This is a genomic window from Pseudomonas sp. 8AS (genome assembly GCF_902506505.1).
GTDB lineage: Bacteria > Pseudomonadota > Gammaproteobacteria > Pseudomonadales > Pseudomonadaceae > Aquipseudomonas.
The window spans coordinates 517,140-543,783 of the sequence record NZ_LR733406.1 but is presented as its reverse complement, the minus strand read 5'-3'; the positions used below and the strand labels follow the sequence as shown (position 1 = coordinate 543,783).

The 26,644-nt window shown below is 67.5% G+C and carries 25 protein-coding genes; 13 read left to right on the top strand and 12 right to left on the bottom strand.

The window, feature by feature from the left end; genetic code table 11:
- Positions 1-14: 14 nt before the first annotated feature.
- The gene (locus tag GV001_RS02410) at positions 15-374 is read left to right on the top strand and encodes a type IV secretion protein Rhs (RefSeq protein ID WP_160077771.1); all 360 of its coding nucleotides are present in this window, start codon (positions 15-17) and stop codon (positions 372-374) included.
- On the opposite strand, the gene GV001_RS02405 is transcribed toward GV001_RS02410, so the two are convergent.
- Positions 350-1,228, bottom strand: coding sequence for an NAD-dependent epimerase/dehydratase family protein (locus GV001_RS02405; protein ID WP_160077769.1), 879 nt, complete (start codon positions 1,226-1,228; stop codon positions 350-352). The genes GV001_RS02410 and GV001_RS02405 overlap by 25 nt on opposite strands.
- A 188-nt stretch (positions 1,229-1,416) precedes the next feature.
- Between GV001_RS02405 and exbB the strand changes: the two genes are divergently transcribed.
- From exbB to GV001_RS02375, 6 genes are all read left to right on the top strand, one after another.
- Positions 1,417-2,526 (top strand): tonB-system energizer ExbB, encoded by a 1,110-nt coding sequence (gene exbB, locus GV001_RS02400; RefSeq protein ID WP_160077767.1) that lies wholly within the window; start codon positions 1,417-1,419, stop codon positions 2,524-2,526.
- Positions 2,527-2,529: 3 nt separating this feature from the next.
- Complete coding sequence (gene exbD / locus GV001_RS02395) at positions 2,530-2,955, top strand: TonB system transport protein ExbD (protein ID WP_160077765.1); 426 nt, start codon at positions 2,530-2,532, stop codon at positions 2,953-2,955.
- On the top strand, positions 2,952-3,680 hold the full coding sequence (locus GV001_RS02390) for an energy transducer TonB (RefSeq protein ID WP_160077763.1): 729 nt from the start codon (positions 2,952-2,954) through the stop codon (positions 3,678-3,680). Before exbD ends, GV001_RS02390 begins: the two co-directional genes overlap by 4 nt.
- Before the next feature lie 106 nt (positions 3,681-3,786).
- Positions 3,787-4,716 (top strand): hydrogen peroxide-inducible genes activator, encoded by a 930-nt coding sequence (locus tag GV001_RS02385; protein ID WP_160077761.1) that lies wholly within the window; start codon positions 3,787-3,789, stop codon positions 4,714-4,716.
- Positions 4,713-6,788 (top strand): ATP-dependent DNA helicase RecG, encoded by a 2,076-nt coding sequence (gene recG, locus GV001_RS02380; RefSeq protein WP_160077759.1) that lies wholly within the window; start codon positions 4,713-4,715, stop codon positions 6,786-6,788. The genes GV001_RS02385 and recG overlap by 4 nt, the downstream gene beginning before the upstream one ends.
- A 103-nt stretch (positions 6,789-6,891) precedes the next feature.
- Positions 6,892-8,301 (top strand): aminoacyl-tRNA deacylase and HDOD domain-containing protein, encoded by a 1,410-nt coding sequence (locus GV001_RS02375; RefSeq protein WP_160077757.1) that lies wholly within the window; start codon positions 6,892-6,894, stop codon positions 8,299-8,301.
- 80 nt (positions 8,302-8,381) lie between these two features.
- Here the strand turns inward: GV001_RS02375 and GV001_RS02370 are convergent, their stop codons facing one another.
- From GV001_RS02370 to GV001_RS02355, 4 genes are all read right to left on the bottom strand, one after another.
- Positions 8,382-9,113 carry a hypothetical protein gene (locus GV001_RS02370; protein ID WP_160077755.1) on the bottom strand — a complete coding sequence of 244 codons (732 nt, stop codon included), beginning with the start codon at positions 9,111-9,113 and terminating at the stop codon, positions 8,382-8,384.
- A 73-nt stretch (positions 9,114-9,186) separates the two neighbouring features.
- A complete protein-coding gene (locus tag GV001_RS02365) occupies positions 9,187-9,582 on the bottom strand; it encodes a helicase (RefSeq protein WP_160077753.1) in 396 nt (131 codons plus the stop codon).
- Between the two features lie 136 nt (positions 9,583-9,718).
- Positions 9,719-9,991 carry an HU family DNA-binding protein gene (locus tag GV001_RS02360; protein ID WP_160077751.1) on the bottom strand — a complete coding sequence of 91 codons (273 nt, stop codon included), beginning with the start codon at positions 9,989-9,991 and terminating at the stop codon, positions 9,719-9,721.
- A gap of 329 nt (positions 9,992-10,320) precedes the next feature.
- Positions 10,321-10,488: a rubredoxin gene (locus GV001_RS02355; RefSeq protein WP_160077749.1), complete on the bottom strand. Its 168-nt coding sequence runs from the start codon at positions 10,486-10,488 to the stop codon at positions 10,321-10,323.
- A gap of 175 nt (positions 10,489-10,663) precedes the next feature.
- On the opposite strand from GV001_RS02355, the gene GV001_RS02350 reads away from it, so the two are divergent.
- The 5 genes from GV001_RS02350 to GV001_RS02330 all read left to right on the top strand — a co-directional run bounded on the left by GV001_RS02350 (position 10,664) and on the right by GV001_RS02330 (position 15,779).
- A complete protein-coding gene (locus GV001_RS02350) occupies positions 10,664-11,215 on the top strand; it encodes a chorismate lyase (RefSeq protein ID WP_160077747.1) in 552 nt (183 codons plus the stop codon).
- 101 nt (positions 11,216-11,316) lie between these two features.
- On the top strand, positions 11,317-12,207 hold the full coding sequence (gene ubiA, locus GV001_RS02345) for a 4-hydroxybenzoate octaprenyltransferase (protein WP_160077745.1): 891 nt from the start codon (positions 11,317-11,319) through the stop codon (positions 12,205-12,207).
- Between the two features lie 86 nt (positions 12,208-12,293).
- Positions 12,294-12,983, top strand: a complete 690-nt coding sequence (phoB, locus tag GV001_RS02340; protein WP_160077743.1) for a phosphate regulon transcriptional regulator PhoB — start codon at positions 12,294-12,296, stop codon at positions 12,981-12,983.
- A 43-nt stretch (positions 12,984-13,026) separates the two neighbouring features.
- Positions 13,027-14,331: a phosphate regulon sensor histidine kinase PhoR gene (gene phoR / locus GV001_RS02335; RefSeq protein ID WP_160077741.1), complete on the top strand. Its 1,305-nt coding sequence runs from the start codon at positions 13,027-13,029 to the stop codon at positions 14,329-14,331.
- A gap of 107 nt (positions 14,332-14,438) precedes the next feature.
- Positions 14,439-15,779: a hemolysin family protein gene (locus tag GV001_RS02330; protein ID WP_160077739.1), complete on the top strand. Its 1,341-nt coding sequence runs from the start codon at positions 14,439-14,441 to the stop codon at positions 15,777-15,779.
- Positions 15,780-15,866: 87 nt separating this feature from the next.
- On the opposite strand, the gene GV001_RS02325 is transcribed toward GV001_RS02330, so the two are convergent.
- On the bottom strand, positions 15,867-16,763 hold the full coding sequence (locus GV001_RS02325; RefSeq protein ID WP_160077737.1) for a peptidoglycan DD-metalloendopeptidase family protein: 897 nt from the start codon (positions 16,761-16,763) through the stop codon (positions 15,867-15,869).
- A 241-nt stretch (positions 16,764-17,004) separates the two neighbouring features.
- On the opposite strand from GV001_RS02325, the gene GV001_RS02320 reads away from it, so the two are divergent.
- Positions 17,005-18,498 (top strand): acetyl-CoA hydrolase/transferase family protein, encoded by a 1,494-nt coding sequence (locus GV001_RS02320; protein ID WP_160077735.1) that lies wholly within the window; start codon positions 17,005-17,007, stop codon positions 18,496-18,498.
- A 60-nt stretch (positions 18,499-18,558) separates the two neighbouring features.
- On the opposite strand, the gene GV001_RS02315 is transcribed toward GV001_RS02320, so the two are convergent.
- From GV001_RS02315 to GV001_RS02290, 6 genes are all read right to left on the bottom strand, one after another.
- Positions 18,559-19,476, bottom strand: a complete 918-nt coding sequence (locus tag GV001_RS02315) for a response regulator (RefSeq protein ID WP_160077733.1) — start codon at positions 19,474-19,476, stop codon at positions 18,559-18,561.
- A 120-nt stretch (positions 19,477-19,596) separates the two neighbouring features.
- Positions 19,597-20,328 carry a phosphate signaling complex protein PhoU gene (phoU, locus tag GV001_RS02310; RefSeq protein ID WP_160077731.1) on the bottom strand — a complete coding sequence of 244 codons (732 nt, stop codon included), beginning with the start codon at positions 20,326-20,328 and terminating at the stop codon, positions 19,597-19,599.
- Between the two features lie 83 nt (positions 20,329-20,411).
- Entirely contained in the window at positions 20,412-21,245 is an 834-nt protein-coding gene (pstB, locus tag GV001_RS02305) for a phosphate ABC transporter ATP-binding protein PstB (RefSeq protein WP_160077729.1), read from the bottom strand.
- Between the two features lie 64 nt (positions 21,246-21,309).
- Entirely contained in the window at positions 21,310-22,926 is a 1,617-nt protein-coding gene (gene pstA, locus GV001_RS02300) for a phosphate ABC transporter permease PstA (protein WP_372238569.1), read from the bottom strand.
- An 81-nt stretch (positions 22,927-23,007) separates the two neighbouring features.
- Positions 23,008-25,293: an ABC transporter permease subunit gene (locus GV001_RS02295; RefSeq protein ID WP_160077725.1), complete on the bottom strand. Its 2,286-nt coding sequence runs from the start codon at positions 25,291-25,293 to the stop codon at positions 23,008-23,010.
- Between the two features lie 179 nt (positions 25,294-25,472).
- Complete coding sequence (locus GV001_RS02290; protein WP_160077723.1) at positions 25,473-26,438, bottom strand: phosphate ABC transporter substrate-binding protein PstS; 966 nt, start codon at positions 26,436-26,438, stop codon at positions 25,473-25,475.
- Positions 26,439-26,644: the final 206 nt, after the last annotated feature.

Below are 26,644 nucleotides of genomic sequence, written 5' to 3'. Positions count from 1 at the left end.
GTGGAGTTTCCCCCATGCGCCTGATTCTACTGTGCTGCCTGCTCCTCAGCCTGAGCGCCCAGGCCGAACAACGCCACTACGACAGCAGCGGGCGCTACCTGGGGCGCACCGATGACAACGGGCGCGCCTATGACAGCAGTGGCCGCTACAGCGGCCGCACCGACGCGGACGGCCGGCATTACGACGCGGCGGGGCGCTATATCGGGCGCGACGACGAAGACGGCCGGCGCTATGACGCCAGCGGCCGCTACAAGGGGCGCCAGGACCACGACGGGCGCATCTATGACAGCGCCGGGCGCTACCAGGGCCGCGAAGACGACGATGGCCGGCGCTACGACGACAGCGGTCGCTACAGCGGCCGCAGCGACGACTGAGCGGCGGCCAGCAGCGCCGCGTAGCCCTCGCGATAGCTCGGGTAGTGCGGCGCCCAGCCGAGCGCCCGCGCCCGCGCATTGCTACAACGCTTGCTGCCGGAACGACGCACCGCGGACTCCTCGGCCCAGTGGCTGACGCCCAGTTGCTCGCGCAACCAGCCGACCACCTCGTGCAGCGGCGCCGGCTCGTCATCCACGCCGATATAGCAGTCGGCCAGCGCCACTCCGCGGGCATCGGCCTGCAGCAGGAAGGCCAGCAGCCCGGCGGCATCGTCGGCATGGATGCGATTGCCGTACAACGGCGGCTCGCTGGCCGCACGATAGCCCTGGCGCACCTGATTGAGCAGCCAGGTGCGTCCCGGGCCATAGATGCCGGTCAGGCGCAGCGCGGTTGCCGGCAGGCCGCTGTGCAGCGCCAGCTGCTCGGCCTCGCGCATGATCCGTGCGGAGTAGCCCGGCGCCTCGGCCGGGGAATCCTCGTCGATCCATTCACCGCCCTGCTGGCCGTACACGCCGCTGCTGGAGACGAACAACAGCCGCCGCGGTCGCTGGCCCGCCGCGGCCAGCCAGGCCAGCACATGGCGCAGGCCATCGACATAGGCGGCGCGGTAGCCGGCCTCGTCATGCTGGGCCGGTGTCGCGCAGTACACCAGGTAGTCCAGCGGCCCCTGCGGCCAGGCCGCCGGGCGACTGTCGACCTGCAGGTCGCCGGGCACCGGCACAACGGCGGCCGGCAGGCGTGCGACATCGCGCCGCAAACCGTAAACCGTCCAGTCGGCCACAATAAGTTGTTGGGCCAGGCGACCACCGACATCGCCGCAACCGGCGATCAGCAGAGAGGGGGAGGCAGGCATGCTCAACTCCATGAAACAGGGCGCCCAGCCTAGCGCCAGGGGCTCCGGCGGCCAAGTGCCGGGAGATGTAAATGCGAATTACTCTTTTGTTAACAAGAATTACTTGCAATAATGCCGGCACTTTTGCTCCACCGCGCTCCTGCGCCGGTGGCCGCCAACGCTCTTTTCCTTCTTCAGGTCCGGCCAGCATGAACCCATTCAGCCAACCCGCCCACTCCATCGCCGCCACCGCGCAAGTGCTGCTGCGCCGGCTCGCCCTGGCCCTGTTCGGCCTGCTGCTGCCGGTTGTCGGCTACGCCGAAGAAGTCCCCGCCGCGCCGGCGCCGGCCGTCCAGCAGAGCGCTCCGGCCACCGCCTCTGGCCAGCCCGATCCCAGCGCCGCGGCCCCGGCCGCCAGCGCAGACCCCAGGTTGAACGCCCTGCGCGAGAAGATCGCCGCCCTCGGCGAGCAGGCCAGCGCCGAGCAGATCGGCGCTGTGCAGCAGCAGTTCATGCAGGACCACGGCATCGCCGAGGCCGACGCGCAGCAGCTGGTCGCCGCCCTGCAGGCGCTGGACGCCCTGGGCCAGCAACCGGCCGCCACCGAGGAAGGCGCCCACGACCTGTCGCCCTGGGGCATGTACCAGAACGCCGACGTGGTGGTGAAGACGGTGATGATCGGCCTGATGCTGGCCTCGGTGCTGACCTGGACCATCTGGATCGCCAAGAGCCTGGAACTGGTCAGCGCGCGCCGCCGCCTGCAGCGCGAACTGCTCGACCTGAAGAGTGCACGCAACCTCAACCAGGCCGCCGAGCAGGCCCGCGCCAAGCACAGCTTCAGCGCCCTGCTGATCGATGACGCCCGCGAGGAGCTGAAGCTCTCCGCCGGCAGCAAGGAGAAGGACGGCATCAAGGAACGGGTCAGCTTCCGTCTGGAGCGCCTGGTCGCCGCCTGCGGCCGCGAGATGAGCAAGGGCACCGGCGTGCTCGCCACCATCGGTTCCACCGCGCCCTTCGTCGGCCTGTTCGGCACCGTCTGGGGCATCATGAACAGCTTCATCGGCATCGCCAAATCGCAGACCACCAACCTCGCCGTGGTCGCCCCAGGCATCGCCGAAGCCCTGCTGGCCACCGCCCTGGGCCTGGTCGCGGCGATTCCCGCGGTGATCATCTACAACGTCTTCGCCCGTTCCATCGCCAGCTACAAGGCGCAGGTCGCCGATGCCTCGGCCCAGGTGCTGCTGCTGGTCAGCCGCGACCTCGACCTGCCGGCCGTGCCCGAGCGCAGCGCGCCACCGCACATGGTCAAGGCGGTCTGAGCCATGGGCCTGCATTTGAAAGAAGGTGGCGACGATCTCCAGGAAAACCACGAGATCAACGTCACCCCCTTCATCGACGTGATGCTGGTGCTGCTGATCATCTTCATGGTCGCCGCGCCGCTGGCCACCGTCGACGTCAAGGTTGACCTGCCGGCCTCCACGGCCAAACCGGCGCCGCGTCCGGACAAGCCGATCTACCTGAGCATCAAGGCGGACAGCAGCCTGTTCCTCGACAACCAGCAGGTCGCAGCCGCCCAGCTCGGCAGCGCCCTGGACCGGCTGACCGGTGCCGACAAGGACAAGACCATCTTCGTCCGTGGCGACAAGGGCGTGGACTACGCCGAGCTGATGGCCGTGATGGACAACCTGCGCGGCGCCGGCTACCTGAAGATCGGCCTGGTCGGCCTGGAAACGGTCGGCGGCCAATGAGCAGCAGCCTGCGCAAGCTGCCGCTGTGGGGCGTCAGCCTGGTCCTCGTGCTCGCCCTGCACCTCGGCCTGTTCCTCTGGGCCCTGTACTGGCGCCCGCAGGCCATGCCGCTGGCAGTGCCGCCGGCGGCCATGCTGATCGAGCTGGAGCCGCTGGCCGCCGCGCCCAAGCCGGCCCCGCCGCCACCGCCGCAGGTCCAGCCGCCGGAGCCGGAGCCGCAGCCCAAGCTGGTCGAGGCGCCGAAGCCGAAGCTGGCCGTCGCCCCGCCGAAGCCCCAGCCCAAGCCACGCCCGCCCCAGCCGGTCGAGCCCAAACCGCAGGTCAAGCCGGCGGACAACCCGCCGCCGGACACCCCGCCGGCGCCGGTGGCCGCCGCCGATGCCAAGCCGGCCGCCCCGCAGCAGGCCGCGGTCAGCGCGCCGAGCAAGGCCGAGATCAGCTGGCAGAGCAAGCTGCTCAGCCACCTGAGCCGCTACAAGCGCTACCCGGACGACGCCCGCCGGCGCGGCTTCGAGGGCGTCAACCGGCTGCGTTTCGTGGTCGACGGCCGCGGCAAGGTGCTCTCCTACGCTCTCGCCGGCCGCTCCGGCAGCGCCTCGCTGGACCGCGCCACCCTGGAGATGATCCGCCGCGCCCAGCCGCTGCCGCCACCGCCGGCCGAGATGCTGCAGAACGGCCAGCTGGAAATCGTCGCGCCCTTCGTCTATTCCCTCGACCGGCGTTGAGCACACACCCGTAGGGTGCGCCGCGCGCACCTGGCAACTGCTCCGGGACAGTTGGTTCCATTGAAGACAGCCGCTATGCTTGAGCGCATCTCAATGGATTCAGACTATGACCCTTACCGAACTGCGCTACATCGTCACCCTCGCCCAGGAACAGCATTTCGGCCGGGCCGCCGAGCGTTGCCATGTCAGCCAGCCGACCCTCTCGGTGGGGGTGAAGAAGCTCGAGGACGAGCTCGGCGTGCTGATCTTCGAGCGCAGCAAGAGCGCGGTGCGCCTGACCCCGGTCGGCGAAGGCATCGTCACCCAGGCGCAGAAGGTGCTGGAGCAGGCCCAGGGCATCCGCGAGCTGGCCCAGGCCGGCAAGAACCAGCTCACCGCACCACTGAAGATTGGCGCCATCTACACGGTCGGCCCCTACCTGTTCCCCCACCTGATCCCGCAGCTGCACCGGGTCGCCCCGGACATGCCGCTGTACATCGAGGAAAACTTCACCCACGTGCTGCGCGACAAGCTGCGCACCGGCGAGCTGGACGCGATCATCATCGCCCTGCCGTTCGTCGAGGCCGACGTGCTGACCAAGGCGCTGTACGACGAGCCGTTCTACGTGCTGATGCCGGCCGGCCACCCCTGGACCGCCAAGGAACACATCGACGCCAGCCTGCTCAACGACAAGAGCCTGCTGCTGCTCGGCGAAGGCCACTGCTTCCGCGACCAGGTGCTGGAAGCCTGCCCGGCCACGCGCAAGAGCGAAGAAAACAAGCACACCACCATTGAGTCCAGCTCGCTGGAAACCATCCGCCACATGGTCGCCTCGGGCCTCGGCATCTCGATCCTGCCGTTCTCCGCGGTGGACAGCCACCACTACGCCCCCGGCGTGATCGAGGTGCGCCCACTGACCCCGCCGGTGCCGTTCCGCACCGTGGCCATCGCCTGGCGCGCCAGCTTCCCGCGGCCCAAGGCCATCGAGCTGCTCGCCGATTCGATCCGCCTGTGCTCGGTGGCCGCGCGTCCGCAAGGTCAAGCCCTGCCGGCATGACCGAACTGGCCCGGGTACCGGTCACCGCGCTCAAGGGAGTGGGCGCGGCGCTGGCGGAAAAACTCGCCAGGGTCGGCCTGGAAACCCTGCAGGACGTGCTGTTCCACCTGCCCCTGCGCTACCAGGATCGCACCCGCGTGGTGCCGATCGGCGCCCTGCGCCCCGGCCAGGACGCGGTGATCGAAGGCGTGGTGGCCGGCGCCGATATCGTCATGGGCAAGCGCCGCAGCCTCTTGGTGCGCCTGCAGGACGGGAGCGGCACCCTATCCTTGCGCTTCTACCACTTCAGCCAGGCCCAGCGTGACGGCCTCAAGCGCGGCACCCACGTGCGCTGCTACGGCGAGGCGCGCCCCGGCGCCTCCGGCCTGGAGATCTACCACCCGGAATACCGCGCCCTGGGCGCCGACGAAGTGGCGCCGGTGGAGCAGACCCTGACGCCGATCTACCCGACCACCGAAGGCCTCACCCAGCAGCGCCTGCGCAGCCTCAGCCAGCTGGCCCTGGCCCGTCTCGGCCCGCATAGCCTGCCGGACTGGCTGCCGGCCGAACTGGCCCGCGACTACCGCCTCGGCCCGCTGGACGAGGCGATCCGCTACCTGCACCGGCCGCCGCCGGATGCCGACCTGGAAGAACTGGCCGAAGGGCGGCACTGGGCCCAGCACCGCCTGGCCTTCGAGGAACTGCTGACCCACCAGCTGTCGCTGCAGCGCCTGCGCGAGCAGGTCCGCGCCCAGCAGGCGCCGCGCCTGCCGCTGGCCAAGCGCCTGCCGCAGCTGTTCCTGCAGAACCTCGGCTTCGCCCCCACCGGCGCACAGCAGCGGGTCGGCGCGGAGATCGCCTACGACCTGTCCCAGGACGAGCCCATGCTGCGCCTGGTGCAGGGCGACGTCGGCGCCGGCAAGACCGTGGTCGCCGCCCTCGCCGCCCTGCAGGCCCTGGAAGCCGGCTACCAGGTGGCGCTGATGGCGCCCACCGAGATCCTCGCCGAGCAGCACTTCCTCAACTTCTCGCGCTGGCTGGCGCCGCTGGGCATCGAGGTCGCCTGGCTGGCCGGCAAGCTCAAGGGCAAGGCCCGAGTTGCCGCGCTGGAGCAGATCGCCGCGGGCGCGCCGATGGTGGTCGGCACCCACGCCCTGTTCCAGGACGAAGTGCAGTTCCAGCGTCTGGCCCTGGCGATCATCGACGAGCAGCACCGTTTCGGCGTGCAGCAGCGCCTGGCCCTGCGCCAGAAAGGCATCAACGGCCGCCTCTGCCCGCACCAGCTGATCATGACCGCCACGCCCATCCCGCGCACCCTGGCGATGAGCGCCTACGCCGACCTCGACACTTCGATCCTCGACGAACTGCCGCCGGGACGCACGCCGGTGAACACCGTACTGGTCGCCGACAGCCGCCGCATCGAAGTGGTCGAGCGGGTGCGCGCCGCCTGCCGCGAGGGGCGCCAGGCCTACTGGGTGTGCACGCTGATCGAGGAATCCGAAGAGCTCACCTGCCAGGCCGCCGAGACCAGCTACGAGGAGCTGTCCAGCGCCCTCGGCGAGCTGCGTGTCGGCCTGATCCACGGGCGCATGAAGCCGGCCGAGAAGGCCGCGATCATGGACGAGTTCAAGCGCGGCGAGCTGCAGTTGCTGGTCGCTACCACGGTGATCGAGGTCGGCGTCGACGTGCCCAACGCCAGCCTGATGATCATCGAGAACCCCGAGCGCCTGGGCCTGGCCCAGCTGCACCAGCTGCGCGGCCGGGTCGGTCGCGGCAGCGCGGCCAGCCACTGCGTGCTGCTCTACCACGCGCCGCTGTCGCAGCTGGGCCGCGCACGCCTGGGGATCATGCGCGAGACCTGCGACGGCTTCGTGATCGCCGAGAAAGACCTGGAACTGCGCGGCCCCGGCGAGATGCTCGGCACCCGCCAGACCGGCCTGCTGCAGTTCAAGGTGGCCGACCTGATGCGCGACGCCGACCTGCTGCCGGCCGTGCGCGACGCCGCGCAGAGCCTGCTGCAGCACTGGCCGCAACACGTCAGCCCGCTGCTCGAGCGCTGGCTGCGGCATGGCCAGCAGTATGGCCAAGTGTGAGCCAATCGACAGCGCACCGCTGGTCACCTGTCCGGCGGCAGCCACGCGCGCGCGAGCGGCTGGTTATACTCCCAGCCAGTAGTTCCCCTGCCGGATGTTGCCCATGACCGAAGTTGCCCTCGCCCCCGACCCTGCGCCGCGTCCGCCGGCGGTGATCCTCCAGCTGCTGGACAAGCTCGGCGTGGCCTGCACGGTACGCCACGAGCATGCCGGTCTGCCGGCCGCCCGCCGGGTGCAGGCAGTGCTGCTCGACGACGCGGTCGGTGCCCTGCTGGTGCTGTTCCCGCAGAGTCAGCTGCTCGACCTCAACCGCCTGACCGAACTGACCGGGCGCAAGCTGGCGGCGGTCAAGCCGGAGCGCCTGGAACGCATGCTGGCCAAGCACAGCCTCGGCGCCCTGCCGGGCCTGCCGCCGCTGACCAGCTCGCCATGCCTGTACGACGAGCGCCTGCTGCAAGAAAGCAGCCTGCTGGTGGAATCCGGCGAACCCGGCGTGCTGCTGGAAATCGCCAGCGACGCCTACAAGAGCGTGCTGCTGAGCAAGGCCAGCGCCGCGCGCTTCGGCGAGCCGGTGCTGGCGATCAAGCCCAACCTCGACCGTCCGGACGACGACCGCGCGGAAATCACCCAGGCCGTGCAGGCCTTCACCGCCCGGCGCATCCAGCAGCGCCTGGAAGAAACCATCGAGATTCCGCCGCTGCCGGAAACCGCGCAGAAGATCATCAAGCTGCGCGTCGACCCGGATGCCACGGTGGACGACATCACCGGCGTGGTCGAAACCGACCCGGCCCTGGCCGCCCAGGTGGTCAGCTGGGCCGCCTCGCCCTACTACGCCGCGCCCGGCAAGATCCGCTCGGTGGAAGACGCCATCGTCCGCGTGCTGGGCTTCGACCTGGTGATCAACCTGGCCCTCGGCCTGGCCCTGGGCAAGACCCTGTCCCTGCCCAAGGACCACCCGCAGCAGGCCACCCCCTACTGGCAGCAGGCGATCTACAGCGCCGCGGTGATCGAGGGCCTGACCCGTGCCATGCCGCGCGCGCAGCGCCCGGAAGCCGGCCTGACCTACCTCGCCGGGCTGCTGCACAACTTCGGCTACCTGGTCCTGGCCCATGTCTTCCCGCCGCACTTCTCGCTGATCTGCCGGCACCTGGAGGTCAACCCGCACCTGCCGCCGAGCTATATCGAGCAGCACCTGCTGGGTATCACCCGCGAGCAGATCGGCGCCTGGCTGATGCGTTTCTGGGACATGCCCGAGGAGCTGGCCAGCGCCCTGCGCTTCCAGCACGACCCGACCTACGACGGCCCGCACAGCGCCTATCCGAACCTGGTCTGCCTGGCCGTCAGCCTGCTGCGCAGCCGCGGCATCGGCAGCGGCCCGCAAGGCGAGATCCCGGATGAGCTGTTCGAGCGCCTGGGCATCAGCCGCGACAAGGCCGAGGACGCGCTGAACAAGGTGCTGCAGGCGGAAGTGGCGCTGCGCGAACTGGCGGCGCAGTTTCATCACCCGCACTGAGCGGCGACGATCCCCCCGTATTTTCCGGGGATGGGTAACGAAAAAGGGGCCTCGCGGCCCCTTTTGACTGTCAGCACCGGCTATTTCAGCAGCGCGCGCCGGGCGGCGAACACCTTGGGCAGCTCGCGGACACTGGCGTCGAGCAGGGCGCGCACGGCGTCCTGCTCATACAGCGCAGCATATTCGGCCAGCTGGACGCTGGGCGACTGGCGGTAAGCGTAGAGCATGAAGGCCTCCACGCCACTGGCACTGGAAGCGCGCAGCGGGGCGACCTGGGCCGCGGTCTGCTCGCCCAGGGCCTGCTCCGAAATATTCTCGCCGCGGCTGCGCAAGGCCAGCAGCGCCTGGGTCTTGCCCACCTCGTAGCGCAGCAGGGTGGCCAGCTCGGTGGTGTGCGCGGCCTTATCCAGACGCTGCACCAGCTGCAGGCGCTCGGCCCGCGGCGGGCGTTCGCCTAGCTGGGCACGGTAGGCGGCCAGGCCGCCGTCGGCTCCCAGGGTACGTTCGGCCTCGCTGAACTGCCTGGCCAGCGGGCTGTCGAGCAGCTGCAGCGCCGCCTCCAGCTGGGCCTGGGGCAATGCGCCGGCCAGGCGCTTGGCCAGGTCGGCGCACAGCGCCTCGGCGCTGAAGGCCTTGGCCAGCTGCTTCTGCTGGGCGGCGGGCAGGCCGCGCTGCAGCAGGGCCGGCGTCTGCTCGCAGAGCAGCTGCACGCCGGCCAGTTCGAGCGCGCGCTTGAGCGTGGGCTCGAGCGGCGCGGCCTGCAGCGGGGCCACCAGGAGCAGGAGCAGGGAGAGGGATGTCAGCAGACGCATGATGATCACGGCTTGCGGAAAAAGGGCCCAGCCTAGCCAATGCCCACGGCACAGGCCAGCGTCCGGGTCGGCCTCAGGCCGCTTTCTTGACGGCAGTCTTGTTTTTCTTCGGCATGATGTACTTGAACAGGCCCTGGAACCAGATCACCAGCGCCGGGTTGCCCTGGATCTGGATGTCCTTGTTCTGGATGCCCTGCATGAAGGCCAGCTGCTTGTTCTTCGCATTCATGGTGGCGAAGCCGTACGGCGCATCCTTGAAGCCGATGGCGAACGCCGGCTCGCCGGCCTTGCCGGCACGGCTGGTGATGCGCTGGTCCTTGATGATGTACTGGCGCGAGACCTTGCCATCCAGGGTATGCAGCTGGAACACCATGTCCTTGCCCGCCAGCTGTTGCTGGAAGTCAGGATTGGTACGGCTGGCCTTGGCCATCAGGCGGCCCAGCATCCAGAGGAGAAAGCGGAATTTCATGGCGCACAGCCTCGAAGTCGGGGAAATCGGCGGCGCATTGTAGCGGGTTGCGGGAAGGACTACATCCTGCCTGGCACGGTGCAGGAAAAACCGCGGAAAAGCGGTCCGGAGCCTGGCGACCCCGGACCCGGACGCCTTAGTTGACGGCGTCCTTCAGCGACTTACCCGGCTTGAAAGCCACGGTGTTGCTGGCCTTGATCTTCACCGGCTGGCCGGTTTGCGGGTTTTTCCCGGTGCGGGCGCCGCGATGGCGCTGCAGGAAGGTGCCGAAACCAACCAGAGTCACACTGTCCTTGCGGTTCAGCGCGCCGGTGATTTCTTCGAGAACGGCGTTGAGTACACGATTGGCCTGGTCTTTGGTCAGATCAGCCTTTTCGGCGATGGCCGCGGCGAGTTCGGGTTTACGCATAGATGCCTCTTTGACGGTTTGTTGTTTTTGTGTCCGTGCTGTCCGTCCGGAACAGCGCTCAAGGCGCCGCAACAGCTCTGCGCTGCGGCAGACCGGGGGGAGAATGGCACGCCATCCGGCACTGCGCCAGTAGTGCCCGGCGTTTTAGGCTACCAATATAAAGACGTTTACGACAGAACGAACGGCATTTACGCCATTAGCCCGGATTTTCCGGCGACGCCCGGCACGTTCGTACCAGCTCGCCAGACCAACGGTCGACGGCTTGCATCTCGCGCCAATGCAAACGGCGGCCCCAGGGCCGCCGTTCAGGGTGCAGCAGGCGCGGCCGATCAGCCGATTTCGATCATCTCGAAGTCGCCCTTGCCCACGCCACAATCCGGGCACAGCCAGTCGGCCGGAACATCTTCCCAGCGCGTACCGGGAGCGATGTCGTCGTCCGGCCAGCCCAGACTTTCGTCATAGATCAGGCCACAGACCACACATTGCCACTTCTTCATCACTTCCACCTCATCATCGGCCGGACCGGGCGCCTCTGGCGGGCGCTGCCTGGTCAAAAAATCAGCAGGCTTTGTACTGGCATGCGCGCCTGCATGCAAGTGCCGGACGACGGCCTACCTGGCGGTCCGGCATGCTAAGCTCGCCGCCGTCTGTCGCCGCCAAAGCCTGTCCGCCGTGCCATCCGCCGCCCTCGCCCATCCGCCACGCTGGCTCACCTGTGCCCAGTTGCATCCTGCGCCCACCGCCCTGCAGCGCGACTGGCTGTTCGATGAGGGCTCGCTGACCCGACGCCTGGACGCCCTCAGCGCCGGCCAGTTCAGTGTACTGCCGCTGGCGCAGGGCTGGCAGGTGTTGCGCGCCGACGAATGCCACAGCCTGCAGGTCCCGGCCGGCAGCCTCGGCTGGGTGCGCGAAGTGTACCTGCGCGGCGCCGAGCAGCCCTGGGTGTTCGCCCGCAGCGTGGCGGCACGCAGTGCCCTGGAAGGCTCCGGCTTCGAACTGGGCAAGCTCGGCAGCCGTTCGCTGGGCGAACTGCTGTTCAGCGACCGCGCCTTCGCCCGCGGCGAGCTGCAGGTCTGCCGCTACCCGGCCGCCTGGCTGCCCGGCGAGGTGCGCGAGGAACGCCTGTGGGCCCGGCGCTCGAACTTCTGCCGCGACGGCCTCGGCGTGCTGGTGGCGGAAGTGTTCCTGCCGGCGTTCTGGACCCAGGCCCAGGCCGCTCGGTAACCCCGCCCTGATCGCGCAAGCGTGACCCAGGCGGCGCACCCGCCGATTTCCTGGAGCGCCCGGCTCCGTATAATCGGCGCACCTGGACCGGAGAGTCGCCGATGTACACCACCCTGCTGCAATCGCTGAACCGCCTGCACCCGCGGGCCTGGGACTTCATCCAGCTGATGCGCCTGGACCGGCCGATCGGCATCTACCTGCTGCTGTGGCCGACCCTAGGCGCCCTGTGGGTGGCGGCCAAGGGCGTGCCGAGCCTGGGCAACCTGGTCATCTTCAGCCTCGGCGTGATTCTCATGCGCTCGGCCGGCTGCGTGATCAACGACTTCGCCGACCGCGACTTCGACGGCCATGTCAGCCGCACCCGCAACCGCCCGCTGGCCAGTGGCAGGGTCAGCTCGCGCGAAGCGCTGGGCCTGTTCGCCGTGCTGGTGGCCCTGAGCTTCGGCCTGGTTCTGCTGACCAACGCCTTCACGGTCTGGCTGTCCTTCGGCGCCCTGGCCCTGGCCGCCTGCTACCCCTTCATGAAGCGCTATACCTTCTACCCCCAGGTGGTGCTCGGCGCGGCCTATTCCTGGGGCATCCCCATGGCCTTCAGCGCCGAGAGCGGCGACCTGCCGGCCGCCGCCTGGCTGCTGTACCTGGCCAACCTGCTGTGGACCGTGGCCTACGACACCTACTACGCGATGACCGACCGCGAGGACGACCTGAAGATCGGGGTGAAATCCACCGCCATCCTGTTCGGCGAAGCCGACCGGCTGATCATCCTCTGCCTGCAGGGCCTGAGCCTGCTGTGCCTGGCCATGGCCGGCGCACGCTTCAGCCTGGGTATCTGGTTCCTGCTCGGCCTGTTCGGCGCCGCCGCCTGCTTCGCCTGGGAGTTCTGGCAAAGCCGCCAGCGCGAACCGCAGGCCTGCTTCGCCGCCTTCCTGCACAACCACTGGGCCGGCCTGGCGGTGCTGATCGGCATCGCCCTCGACTATGGCCTGCGTTAAGCAAAGGCCCGCCGCAGAGCTGTCATATCACTGCAATAATTCCGTTATCTAATGCGGCGCAAGACAGACGACCCGAGGCTCGGTCCATGGTTGGCAAGAACATCCTGATCGTTGATGACGAAGCACCGATCCGCGAAATGATCGCAGTGGCCCTGGAGATGGCCGGCTACGATTGCATGGAAGCGGAAAACACCCAGCAGGCCCACGCCCTGATCGTCGACCGCAAGCCGGACCTGATCCTGCTCGACTGGATGCTGCCGGGCACCAGCGGCATCGAGCTGGCCCGCCGGCTCAAGCGCGACGAGCTGACCGACGACATCCCGATCATCATGCTCACCGCCAAGGGCGAAGAGGACAACAAGATCCAGGGCCTGGAAGTCGGCGCCGACGACTACATCACCAAGCCCTTCTCGCCGCGCGAGCTGGTCGCCCGCCTCAAGGCCGTGCTGCGCCGCGCCGCGCCGAGCGACGGCGAGGCGCCGATCGAGGTCGGCGGCCTGCTGCTCGACCCGATCAGCCACCGCGTCACCATCGACGGCAAGCCGGCCGAGATGGGCCCCACCGAATACCGCCTGCTGCAGTTCTTCATGACCCACCAGGAACGCGCCTATACCCGCGGCCAGTTGCTCGACCAGGTCTGGGGTGGCAACGTGTATGTCGAGGAGCGCACCGTCGACGTGCATATCCGCCGCCTGCGCAAGGCGCTCGGCGAGGTCTACGAGAACCTGGTCCAGACGGTACGCGGTACCGGGTATCGTTTCTCCACCAAGAATTGAGCCGCCACAGCGTTCGGCTGCGGTTACTGAAAGGACGCGCTAGGTGAATCAGAACTGGCGCGGCGCCGTGGTGCGCCGCCTATTGTTATTGCTGGCCGGCTGCGGCCTGCTGGGCCTGCTCAGCGGGCAATACGCCTGGTGCCTGGCCGTCGGCCTGGGCCTCTACCTGGCCTGGCACCTCAAGCAGCTGCTGCGCCTGCACCAGTGGCTGCGCGAGCGCCAGCCCGACGAAGCCCCGCCGGAAGGCTACGGCCTGTGGGGCGAGGTGTTCGACAACATCTACCACCTGCAACGCCGCGACCAGCGCGTGCGCGGGCGCCTGCAGGCTGTGATCGACCGCGTGCAGGAATCCACCGCCGCCCTGCGCGACGGGGTGATCATGCTCGACAGCGACGGCAACCTGGAGTGGTGGAATCGCGCCGCGGAAACCCTGCTCGGCCTGAAGACCCCGCAGGACAGCGGCCAGTCGATCACCAACCTGGTGCGCCATCCGCGCTTCAAGGAATACTTCGAGCAGGGCAACTACCAGGACGCCCTCGACCTGCCCTCGCCGGTCAACGACCACCTGCGCCTGCAACTGCAGATCACCCAGTACGGCAACCGGGAACACCTGATGCTGGTGCGCGACGTCACCCGCCTGTACCAGCTGGAACAGATGCGCAAGGACTTCGTCGCCAACGTCTCCCACGAGCTGCGCACGCCGCTGACGGTGATCGCCGGATACCTGGAAACCCTGCTGGACAACGTCGAGGAGGTCAATCCGCGCTGGCTGCGGGCCCTGCAGCAGATGCAGCAGCAAGGCGCGCGCATGCAGAACCTGCTGAACGACCTGCTGCTGCTGGCCAAGCTGGAGGCCACCGACTACCCCTCGGACAATCATCCGGTGGCCGTCGACCTGCTGCTGCTCTCCATCAAGAACGATGCCCAGGCGCTGTCCGGCGCCCGTCACCACCGCATCAGCCTGGAGGCCGACGCCCACGTCAAGCTCAAGGGCAGCGAGGCCGAGCTGCGCAGCGCCTTCTCCAACCTGATATTCAACGCGGTGAAGTACACCCCGGACGAAGGCGAGATCCGCATTCGCTGGTGGGGCGACGACAACGGCGCCTACTTCAGCGTGGCCGACAGCGGCATCGGCATCGAGGCCAAGCACCTGCCGCGCCTCACCGAGCGCTTCTACCGGGTCGACTCCAGCCGCGCCAGCAACACCGGCGGCACCGGCATCGGCCTGGCCATCGTCAAGCATGTGCTGCTGCGCCACCGCGCCCGCCTGGACATCAGCAGCAGCCCGGGCAAGGGCAGCACCTTCACCTGCCACTTTCCCGCGCAACAGGTGATCCGCCGCGGCTGATCCAGCCCCGGCCAGCGCATCCGGAAACCAGGGCGCCGGCGCTTGCGGCTTGCATTCGCCGCCAGCAGCCGCCACCCTTTAGCGGTCATTAGCCAACCACAGACCCCATGGACCCTTCTCCTAGTTACACCGCCGCCTCCTATTTCGCCGATTTCGGCCTTGTGCTGTTCGCCCTGTTCCTCGTTCTGCTCAACGGCTTCTTCGTCGCCGCCGAGTTCGCCATGGTCAAGCTGCGCTCGACCAAGGTCGAAGCCCTGGCCGAGCAGAACGGCTGGCGCGGGCATATCCTGCGCACCGTGCACAACCAGCTGGACGCCTACCTGTCGGCCTGCCAGCTGGGCATCACCCTGGCCTCCCTCGGCCTCGGCTGGGTCGGCGAGCCGGCCTTCGCCCACCTGCTCGGCCCGCTGCTGGAGTACGCCGGCATCGACTCGCCGAAGCTGGTGCATGCCATCGCCTTCTTCGTCGCCTTCTTCATCATCTCCTACCTGCATATCGTGGTCGGCGAGCTGGCACCCAAGTCCTGGGCGATCCGCAAGCCCGAGCTGCTGTCGCTGTGGACCGCGGTGCCGCTGTACCTGTTCTACTGGGCCATGTACCCGGCGATCTTCCTGCTCAACGCCAGCGCCAACGCCATCCTACGCTTCGCCGGCCAGGGCGAGCCGGGGCCGCACCACGAGCACCACTACAGCCGCGACGAACTCAAGCTGATCCTCCACTCCAGCCGCGCCAGCGACCCCAGCGACCAGGACATGCGCGTGCTGGCCTCGGCCGTGGAGATGGGCGAGCTGGAGGTGGTCGACTGGGCCAACTCGCGCGAGGACCTGGTGTTCCTCAACAGCGACGCCAGGCTGGAGGATGTCTTCAGCCTGTTCCGCCGCCACAAGTACAGCCGCTTCCCGGTGTACGACGAGCAGGCCGGCCACTTCATCGGCCTGCTGCACATCAAGGACCTGCTGCTGCAGCTGTCGCTGCTGGAAATGCTGCCGTCCAAGTTCAAGCTCAGCGAACTGCTCCATCCGCTGGAACGGGTGACCAAGCACATGCCGCTGTCCAGCCTGCTGGAGCAGTTCCGCCAGGGCGGCGCGCACTTCGCCCTGGTCGAGGAGGCGGACGGCAAGGTGGTCGGCTTCCTGACCATGGAAGACGTGCTGGAAGCCCTGGTCGGCGATATCCAGGACGAACACCACAAGGCCGAGCGCGGCATCCTCGCCTACCAGCCGGGCAAGCTGCTGGTGCGCGGCGACACCCCGTTGTTCAAGATCGAGCGCCTGCTCGGCATCGACCTCGACCATATCGAGGCCGAGACCCTGGCCGGGCTGGTCTACGAGAGCCTCAACCGCGTGCCGGAAGAGGAGGAAGTGCTGGAGAGCGAAGGCCTGCGCATCATCGTCAAGAAGATGAAGGGGCCGAAGATCGTCCTGGCCAAGGTGCTCAAGCTGGATTGAAGTGCGCCGCCGTAGGCTGCGCCGTGCGCACCACGGGCTGCAACGGGGCGCACCCTTCCCGGACCGGCCCAGGCCCGCAAGCAGGCCTTATTCGCCGCCGACGGCGAAGTTGGGCAGGCTGTCCACCGGCTGGGCGAAGCTGAAGGGAATCGACTCCAGGGCCAGGCCGACGTTGCGCTGCACCACGAAGTGCAGGTGCGGGCCGGTGCTGTTGCCGGTGTTGCCGGAACTGGCCAGGCGCGTGCCGGCCTCCACCCGCTGCCCCTCGTGCACGCTCACCGAACCGCGCAGCAGGTGCAGGTAGACGCCCATGGTGCCGTCGTCGTGGAGGATGCGCACGAAGTTGCCGGAGGGGTTGGTGCCCCGCCCGCTCTGCTGGTTCTCGGTCTTCACCACCATGCCGCCGCGCGCGGCGACGATCGGCGTGCCTTGCGGCATGGCGATATCCAGGGCATAGCGTCCCTTGGGGGTGAAGTGGCTGTAGCGGCCGTTGGCGCCCTGGGTCAGCTTGAACGGCCCGCCACGCCAGGGCAGCGGGTAGCGGTAGAGCTGCGGCTGCAGCCGCGGGTCGCCCATGGCGTAGCGCAGGCGCGGCTTGTAGCTCATCGGCTGGCTGGCATCGATGGGGGCCAGGGTGGCCAGGCGGATCTTGCTGCGCGGCGGCAGCACCCAGCGAATCGGCTGCTGCGGGGCGCCCGTGGCGTTGACCACGCGGTTCAGGCTCAGCTCGATTTCCACCGGGGCATACAGGTCGTTGCGGATCAGCAGGGTCTCGCCGGCGTCGTGCTTCTTGGTTTCCAGCTTCACCAGGTTGTCCAGGCGCTCGATCATGCGGTCGCGGAACACGAACACCTGGGCGCCGGCCACGGCCTTGTCGCTATAGGTCACCACGCCGTTGGCGTCGACGTACTTGTAGATGGTCAGCGCACTGGCCTGGCCGGCGGCCAGCAGCAGAGCGCAGAAGAGCAATACGGGCCTTAGCATGACTTCACGGATCGAGTGGTTTTTGGTTATCCGGGGGTTAGTAAGACTAGCAGCGCCGCCCAGGCCACGCGAGAGCCGGCAGGCGCGGCTGTGCGACAGTCGGCATTGCCTCCAGGGCGGAATTCGACCGCTCGTCTGCAAAGCCCGGAACAGAGCGATCCATTCGACTTAGGTATGAGTGGCGGGCGCCCCCCCAGCGCCTAGACTGCCGGCCTCGTTTTCGCTGCCCCGAGGTTCCCCCATGTATCGCGATCGTGTGCGCCTGCCCGCGCTGTTGGCCAAGGTGATGAGCGCGGCCGACGCCGCCAATCTGATCGAGGACGGCATGACCGTCGGCATGAGCGGCTTCACCCGCGCCGGCGAAGCCAAGGCGGTGCCGCGCGCCCTGGCCGAGCGGGCCAAGCAGCAGCCGCTGCAGATCAGCCTGATGACCGGCGCCAGCCTGGGCAACGACCTCGACAAGCAGCTCACCGAAGCCGGCGTGCTGGCCCGGCGCATGCCGTTCCAGGTCGACCCGACCCTGCGCCGCGCGATCAATGCCGGCGAAGTCATGTTCGTCGACCAGCACCTGTCCGATACCGTCGAGCAGATCCGCAACCACCAGCTGAAGAAGCCGGACATCGCGGTGATCGAGGCGGTGGCCATCACCGAGCAGGGCCATATCGTGCCGACCACCTCGGTGGGCAACTCGGCCAGCTTCGCCATCTTCGCCGAGCGCGTGATCGTCGAGATCAACCTGGCGCACAACCCGAACCTGGAAGGCCTGCACGACATCTACATCCCCACCTACCGGCCGACCCGCACGCCGATCCCGCTGACCCGCGTGGACGACCGCATCGGCAGCAGCGCCATCCCCATCGACCCGGCGAAGATCGTCGCCATCGTCATCACCGAGCAGGCCGACTCCTATTCCACGGTGACCGCGCCGGACGCCGACACCCAGGGCATCGCCGACCACCTGATCGCCTTCTTCGAGAAGGAAGTGGCCGCCGGGCGCATGCCGAGCAACCTCGGCCCACTGCAGGCCGGCATCGGCAGCATCGCCAACGCGGTGATGTGCGGCCTGATCGATTCGCCGTTCGACAACCTGACCATGTACTCCGAAGTGCTGCAGGACTCGACCTTCGAGCTGATCGACGCCGGCAAGATGAACTTCGCCTCGGGCTGCTCGATCACCCTGTCCGAGCGCTGCAACGCGCGAGTGTTCGGCAACCTGGAAAAGTACAAGGACAAGCTGGTGCTGCGCCCGCAGGAAATCTCCAACCACCCGGAGGTGGTGCGCCGTCTGGGCATCATCGGCATCAACACGGCGCTGGAGTTCGACCTCTACGGCAACGTCAACTCGACCCACGTCGGCGGCACCAGGATGATGAACGGCATCGGCGGCAGCGGCGACTTCGCCCGCAACGCGCACCTGGCGATCTTCGTCAGCAAATCGATCGCCAAGGGCGGGGCGATTTCCAGCGTGGTGCCGATGGTCAGCCACGTCGACCACAGCGAGCACGACGTCGACATCCTGGTCACCGAAGTCGGCCTGGCCGACCTGCGCGGCCTGGCGCCGCGCGAGCGGGCGCGGGTGATCATCGACAACTGCGTGCACCCGGACTTCCGCGGGGCGCTGAACGACTACTTCGAGCGCGCCTGCGCCAAGGGCGGGCACACCCCACACCTGCTGCGCGAAGCACTGCAGTGGCACATCAACCTGGAAGAATGCGGACGCATGCTGGCGGGCTAAGACAGCGGCCCACAATGCACAACGGCGCCCGAGGGCGCCGTTGGCGTTTCTGCGTGGCGCTCAGGCGCCGGGGACGAAATGCTTCTGCGCACTGCCGCGCGCGATCAGGCGCGACAGGTAGTCGAGCTTCTGCGGGTCGCGGTCGACGAACTTGAAGGTGATCTGCAGCCATTCGCTGGCCGGCGTGGGCTCCAGCGCCGCCACCGCGTGCAGGTAGCCGTTGAGCCGCGCGGTCTCGGCGGCCTCGCCCTGCTCCAGGTCGAGCACCGCGCTTTCCAGCACCTGCGGCAGCGGTTCGCCGCGTTTGACCACCAGCAGCGCCTCCTTGATGCTCAGGGCCTTGATCACACAGGCCATGTTGCCGCCGGGCAGGCGCAGCTGGCCCTGGCCACGGCCGCTCGGTGCGGCGCTGGCCGCCGGCTTGGCGGCGGGTGCGGCGGCCTTGGCGAAACCGGGGGCGGGAGCGGGAGTCGCGGCCTTGGCCGCCGGCTTGATCACATCGGCATTGCCGCCGGTCAGCGCGGCCAGGGAATCATTGGCGAAGGCGCCCGTGCTGAGCATCTTCGGCGGCGCGCTGGACATCAGCGTCTGCAGCTTGCCGGCGCGGTGCAGGGCCTTCTTCACCTTGGTCACCAGCTGCTCGTTGGAAAACGGCTTGCCGATGAAGTCGGAGACCCCGGCCTGGATGGCCTGCACCACGTTGTCCTTGTCGCCGCGGCTGGTGACCATGATGAACGGCACGACCTTCAGGCTGTCCTGCTCGCGGCACCAGCTGAGCAACTCCAGGCCGGACAGCTCGGGCATCTCCCAATCGCAGAGGATCAGGTCGACCGCCTGGCGGCTCAACATCTGCTGGGCCTTGCGCCCGTTGATCGCTTCCTCGATCTGGATGCCGGGGAAATGGTCGCGCAATCCCTTCTTCACCAGATCACGGATAAAGGTTGCGTCGTCCACCACCAGCACACTGACTTTGCTCATCGGCCACTCCTGCGACAATCCTCACAGCATAGCCGCGGATGATGGCTCAAGGCCAACCATGGCAACGCCGGAAATTGCCGCGCGCACGGCCGAGCCCGCCGCTGCGCGCGCTGGCGGGGCTCACTCGGCCTTGCCGGTGCCCTGCACTTCTTCCTGCATGCGCGCCAGGCCCATGTGCCGCACATCGGTGCCGCGCACCAGGTAGATCACCAGTTCGGCGATGTTGCGCGCGTGGTCGCCGATGCGCTCCAGCGAGCGCAGGACCCAGATCACGTTGAGCACGCGGGTGATCGAACGCGGGTCTTCCATCATGTAGGTGACCAGCTCGCGCAGGGCGGTCTTGTACTCGCGGTCGATGGTCTTGTCGTACTGCGCCACAGACAGGGCCAGGTCGGCATCGAAGCGGGCGAAGGCATCCAGCGCCTCCTGCACCATGCGCCGTACCTGGTCGCCGATATGCCGCACCTCGACGTAGCCGCGCGGCGCCTCGCCTTCCTCGCACAGCAGGATGGCGCGCTTGGCGATCTTCGACGACTCGTCGCCGATGCGCTCCAGGTCGATCACCGACTTGGAGATGCTGATGATCAGGCGCAGGTCGGAGGCGGCCGGCTGGCGACGGGCGAGGATGCGCAGGCATTCCTCGTCGATGTTGCGCTCCATCTGGTTGATCTGGTCGTCGATCTCGCGCACCTGCTGGGCCAGGCCGGAGTCGGCCTCGATCAGCGCGGTGACCGCGTCGTTGACCTGTTTCTCGACCAGGCCGCCCATGGCCAGCAGGTGGCTGCGCACCTCCTCCAGCTCGGCGTTGAACTGCTGGGAGATGTGCTGGGTGAGGTTGTCTTTGTTCATCATTGTCTGGCTCCGCGGAAGCTGTGTGTAGGGTGCGCCGCGCGCACCGCCCCATGGTGCGCCTGGCGCACCCTACGGGTGACGACCTAGCCGTAGCGCCCGGTGATGTAGTCTTCGGTCTGCTTCTTCGCCGGGTTGGTGAACAGGGTGTCGGTATCGCCGAACTCGATCAGCTTGCCCATGTACATGAACGCCGTGTAGTCGGAGACCCGCGCGGCCTGCTGCATGTTGTGGGTGACGATGACGATGGTGTACTTGCTCTTCAGCTCGTAGATCAGCTCTTCGACCTTGAGGGTGGAGATCGGGTCCAGCGCCGAGCAGGGTTCGTCGAGCAGCAGCACTTCCGGCTGCACCGCCACGGTACGGGCGATCACCAGGCGCTGCTGCTGGCCGCCGGACAGGCCGAGGGCCGAGTCGTGCAGGCGGTCCTTGACCTCGTCCCACAGCGCCGCGCTCTTCAGCGCCCATTCCACGGTCTCGTCGAGCACGCGCTTCTGGTTCACGCCCTGGATACGCAGGCCGTACACCACGTTCTCGTAGATGCTCTTGGGGAACGGGTTGGGCTTCTGGAACACCATGCCGACGCGACGGCGCAGCTCGGCGACGTCCACGCCCTTCTTGTAGATGTCCTGGCCGTCGAGGAGGATCTGGCCGTCCACGCGGCAACCGTCGACCAGGTCGTTCATCCGGTTGAAGGTGCGCAGCAGGGTCGACTTGCCGCAGCCGGACGGGCCGATGAAGGCGGTCACCCGCTGTTTCGGGATGTTCAGGCTGACATCGAACAGCGCCTGCTTGTCGCCGTAGAACAGGTTGAGGCCGGGCACTTCCAGGGCCACGCTTTCCTGGGCCAGGTCGAGGCCCTGCTTCTCGCGACCGAGGGCCGCCATGTTGATGCCGTGGGTGTGTACTTCGTGCTGCATGGGATGCTCCCTACGCTAACAATTCGTGGTTGCCGCCGCAGCCTGGCTGCGGCGGCGCAATGCATTAATGGTCCAGCGCCTTGTACTTCTCGCGCAGGTGGTTGCGGATGAACACCGCGCTCAGGTTGAGCAGGGCGATCACCAGCACCAGCAGCAGCGCGGTGGCGTACACCAGCGGGCGGGCGGCCTCGACGTTGGGGCTCTGGAAGCCGACGTCGTAGATGTGGAAGCCCAGGTGCATGATCTTCTGGTCCAGGTGCAGGTACGGGTAGTTGCCGTCCACCGGCAGCGCCGGCGCCAGCTTGACCACGCCGACCAGCATCAGCGGCGCCACTTCGCCGGCGGCGCGGGCCACGGCGAGGATCATGCCGGTCATCATGGCCGGGCTGGCCATCGGCAGCACCACTTTCCACAGGGTCTCGGCCTTGGTCGCGCCGAGGGCCAGGGAGCCTTCGCGCAGTGCCCGCGGGATGCGCGCCAGGCCTTCCTCGGTGGCGACGATCACCACCGGCACGGCGAGGATCGCCAGGGTCAGCGAGGCCCACAGCAGGCCCGGGGTGCCGAAGGTCGGCGCCGGCGCCGCCTCGGCGAAGAACAGCCGGTCGATCGAGCCGCCCAGCACGTAGACGAAGAAGCCCAGGCCGAACACGCCGTAGACGATCGCCGGGACGCCGGCCAGGTTGTTCACCGCGATGCGGATGATGCGGGTCAGGGTGCCCTGCTTGGCGTACTCGCGCAGATAGATGGCCGCCATCACGCCGAACGGGGTGACGATTACCGCCATGATCAGGGTCATCATCACGGTGCCGAAGATGGCCGGGAAGATGCCGCCCTCGGTGTTGGCCTCGCGTGGCTCGTCGCTGACGAACTCCCACAGCTTGGCGAAGTAGAAGCCGAGCTTGTCGAAGGTGCCCATGGCGTTCGGCTGGAAGGCGCGCACCACCTTGCCCAGGCTGATTTCCTCGACGCGGCCATCGACCGTCTTGACCGTCACGCTGTCGCGGTTGAAGGCGCCGTGCAGTTCGGTCAGCTGGGTTTCCAGGACCTTGTACTGGGCGTCCCATTCGGCACGCTGGGCGTCCAGGTCGGCCTGGGCCGCGGCGTCCAGCTGGCCCTTCAGTTCCAGGCCGCGGGTCTGCAGGCGCAGGCGTTCGAGGCCGGCGTTGATGCGGCCGATGTCCTTCTTCTCCAGCCTGGCGATCTGCGCGTGCAGCTCGTCGATGCGGGCGATGCGCTGCTGCAGCTCGCCCCAGGCAGCCTCACCCTCGGCGACCAGCTGGCCGTCCTGCTTGACGTTGACCAGGTAGCCGTAGAAGTTGCCCCACTCGCGGCGTTCCATCACCAGCAGGTTCTGCGGGGTGTGCGAGTCGCTCATCCACTCGGCGACCACCCAGCTGAAGTCGGCGCCGAACAGCTCGCGGTTGCCGACCTTGAGCAGCTCGCGGGTCATGAACTCGCCGCCCTTCACATCCACCGGCAGGCCGGCGGCGGCCAGGCGCGCGCGCGGCACTTCCTCGGCCTGCACCAGCTCGCCGGCGATGATCCGCGATTCCTCGCCCGGCACCTGGTAGCGCGACTCGATCACGTCGGCCGGCCAGAAGTGGCCGAGGCCGCGGGTGGCGATCACCGCCAGCAGGCCAATGGTCATGATCACCGCGATGGACACGCCACCGGCGGTCATCCACACCCAGGGCGCGCCGCTCTTGAACCAGGACTTGAGGTTTTGCTCTTTGCTTTTCACGGACATCTACCTTCCCAGTTCTCAGAGCGATGCGTATTTCTTGCGCAGGCGGGTACGGATCACTTCCGCCAGGGTGTTCATCACGAAAGTGAAGGTCAGCAGCACCAGCGCGGAGAGGAACAGCACGCGGTAGTGGGTACTGCCGACTTCCGACTCCGGCATCTCCACCGCCACGTTGGCGGCCAGGGTGCGCAGGCCTTCGAAGATGTTCATGTCCATGATCGGCGTGTTGCCGGTGGCCATCAGCACGATCATGGTCTCGCCCACCGCCCGGCCCATGCCGATCATCAGCGCCGAGAAGATGCCCGGGCTGGCGGTGAGGATCACCACCCGGGTCAGGGTCTGCCAGGGCGTGGCGCCGAGGGCCAGGGAACCGAAGGTCAGGCTCTTGGGCACGCTGAACACGGCGTCTTCGGCGATCGAGTAGATGTTCGGGATCACCGCGAAGCCCATGGCCAGGCCGACCACCAGGGCGTTGCGCTGGTCGAAGGCAATGCCCAGGTCATTGCTGATCCACAGGCGCATGTCGCCGCCGAAGAACCAGTTCTCCAGGTGGCCGCTCATGCCCAGGGAGCCGGCGCCGATCAGCAGGATCACCGGGATCAGCAGCGCCGCTTCCCAGCCATCCGGGATCAGCAGGCGGATGCGCTCCGGCAGGCGGCTCCAGGCGTAGGCGGCCAGCAGGATGCCGACCGGTGTCAGCAGCAACAGGCTGAACATCCCGGGCAGGTGGCCTTCCACATAGGGAGCGAGGAACAGGCCGGCGAAGAAGCCGAGGATCACCGTCGGCAGCGCTTCCATAAGTTCGATCACCGGCTTGACCTTGCGGCGCATGGCCGGGGCCATGAAGTAGGCGGTGTAGATCGCCGCGCAGATGGCCAGCGGCGCGGCCAGCAGCATGGCGTAGAAGGCCGCCTTGAGGGTGCCGAAGGTCAGCGGGGCGAGGCTCATCTTCGGTTCGAAGTCGCTGTTGGCCGAAGTCGACTGCCAGACGTACTTGGGCTCGTCGTAGCTCTCGTACCAGACCTTGCTCCACAGCGCGCTCCAGGAAATCTCCGGATGCGGGTTGTCGACCACAAAGCGCTGCACCTGGCCCCGGGACTCGACCAGCACGCGGTTGGCGCGCGGCGACAGGGCGGCGATGGCGGCGCCATCGGCGACCTGCTCGGTGAGCAGGGTGCGGTGCGCGGTGCTGTGGAAGATGCCCAGGGTGCCTGCGGCATCCAGGGCGAGGAAGCCCTTGCGGCGTTCTTCCGGGAGGATCTGGGTGATCGCCTGGCCGTTCAGCTGGAAGTCGCGGATACGGGTCAGGCTCGACTTGTCGTCGGCATCACGGACCATGAACCACTGGGCGATGGTGCCCTGGCTGTCGCCGACCATCAGCGAGATGCCGCCCAGCAGCTGGCTGACGCTGGTCACTTCGGCCGGGCCCTCAAGCAGCTTGTAGCGGCCGTTGAGGCTGTTGCTGCGCAGGTCGAAGACATCCGCGGTGGCCTTGCCGTTGATCACGTACAGCCACATCTGCCGCGGGTCGATGACCATGGCCTTGATCGGCTCGGCGATCTGCGGCAGGGCGATGCGCTGCTCCTCCAGGCTCGACTCGCCGGTGAGCAGGTTCTCGCTGCGGGTGATCGACAGCAGGTGCAGCTCGGCACCGGTGGAGGCGCTGAGCAGCAGGGTGTCGTCGTTCTGGCTGACGGCCACGTGCTCCAGGGCGCGGCCCTGGGCATCCAGCACCAGCGGCACCTCGCCGAAGGGGTAGTTGAGCTTGGCGGTGATGGTCTTGACGTTGTCCGGGTAGCTGACCTTGTAGTCATGCTGGAACAGCAGCACCTGGCCGTTGGACAGGCCGAGCACCACGCGGCGGCTGCCGGGCTGGTCCTGGCTGACCGAGCTGATGCCGACACCGGCCGGCAGCGGCAGCTGGTAGTCGTTCAGCAGAGTGCTGTCCTTGAGGCTGAAGAACTGCACCTGGCCGGCACGACTGAGGCGCATGGCGACCTTGTTCTGCTCTTCCACGGCCAGCAACAGGGCCTCGCCCTGGCTAGCCAGCCAGGCCGGCTGCTGGGCCTTGCGCGACTCCAGCTCGGCGCCGCCGAACATCGGCAGCACCACGTGGGCCAGGTAGAAGAAGATCAGGGTGATGCAGGCCAGCACGGCCAGACCACCGACGCTCACGTACCAGCGCGTCATCCGGTCCTTGAGCGCGCGCATGCGGCGCTTGCGCAGCAGGGCCGGGGTGTTGAAGTCCAGCCGTTGGCTGTTGTTCGAGGAAGCGGTCATGGTGTCGTTGGCCAAGTCGTTCATGCGAAATTCTCTGGGCGGTTGCGCACGCGCGCCCCTGATTTGAGCAGGCGCTTAAATCTAGCCACCTTGTGTGACAGAAAGATTACAGCGTGGTGACATGACAACGCCCGCGACTCCAAAGAGTAGCGGGCGTGTCGGCTGGTGCACCGGGCTTGTAGCCCGGGCACTGGCGGGGCCGGTTACAGACCCAGGTCCTTCAGAGCCTTGGCGGCCACCTTGGCCGGCATCGGGATGTAGCCATCCTTGAGCACGACTTCCTGGCCTTGCTTGGACAGCACCAGCTTGACGAACTCGGCTTCCAGCGGGCTCAGCGGCTTGTTCGGCGCCTTGTTGACGTAGACGAACAGGAAGCGCGACAGCGGGTACTTGCCGGCCAGGGCGTTGGCCTCGTTGGCCTCGAAGGCTTCGCCGCCTTTCTTCGACAGCGGCACGGCACGTACGCTGGCGGTCTTGTAGCCGACGCCCGAGTAACCGATGGCGTTCACGGTGCTGGAGATCGACTGCACCACGGAAGCCGAACCCGGCTGCTCGTTGACGTTAGGCTTGAAGTCGCCCTTGCACAGCGCGGTTTCCTTGAAGTAGCCGTAGGTACCGGATACCGAGTTGCGGCCGAACAGCTGCACCGGCTTGTCGGCCCACTCGCCGGTGAGACCGACGTCACCCCAGCTCTTCACGTTGCCGCCACCGCACAGGCGGTTGGCCGAGAAGATGCCGTCGACCTGGGCCATGTCCAGCGACTTGATCGGGTTGTCCTTGTGCACGAACACGGCCAGGGCGTCGACGGCGACCGGGATGGCGGTCGGCTTGTAGCCGAACTTCTCTTCGAAGGCCTGCAGCTCGTTGTCCTTCATCTCGCGGCTCATCGGGCCGAGGTTGGAGGTGCCTTCGGTCAGCGCGGGCGGCGCGGTGGAGGAACCGGCAGCCTGGATCTGGATGTTCACGTTCGGGTAGAGCTTCTTGTATTCCTCGGCCCACAGGGTCATCAGGTTGGCCAGGGTGTCGGAGCCGACGCTGGACAGGTTGCCCGATACACCGGAAGTCTTTTCGTAGGTCGGCAGAGCCGGGTCGATAGCAGCCACCGCGGTAGCGGCGCTTACGCCAGCGGCGACGAAAGTCAGGGCCGCCATCAAACGCTTCAGTTTCATGCCTTGCTCCAAGCAGGATAGGGTTGGATTGAACGGGGCCAAGTATCTGCAGGCCGCATGACCACTCTATGAATGGATTGTGACAATTAGATTAAAGCGCGGGAAATTACCCAGGCGCCCCTGCGGGCCTGGTGAGCGTAGGTTGGGTTGAGCGCAGCGAAGCCCAACGGCGGTACCCGGCCCAACACCGAGACGGGCCCGTCGAC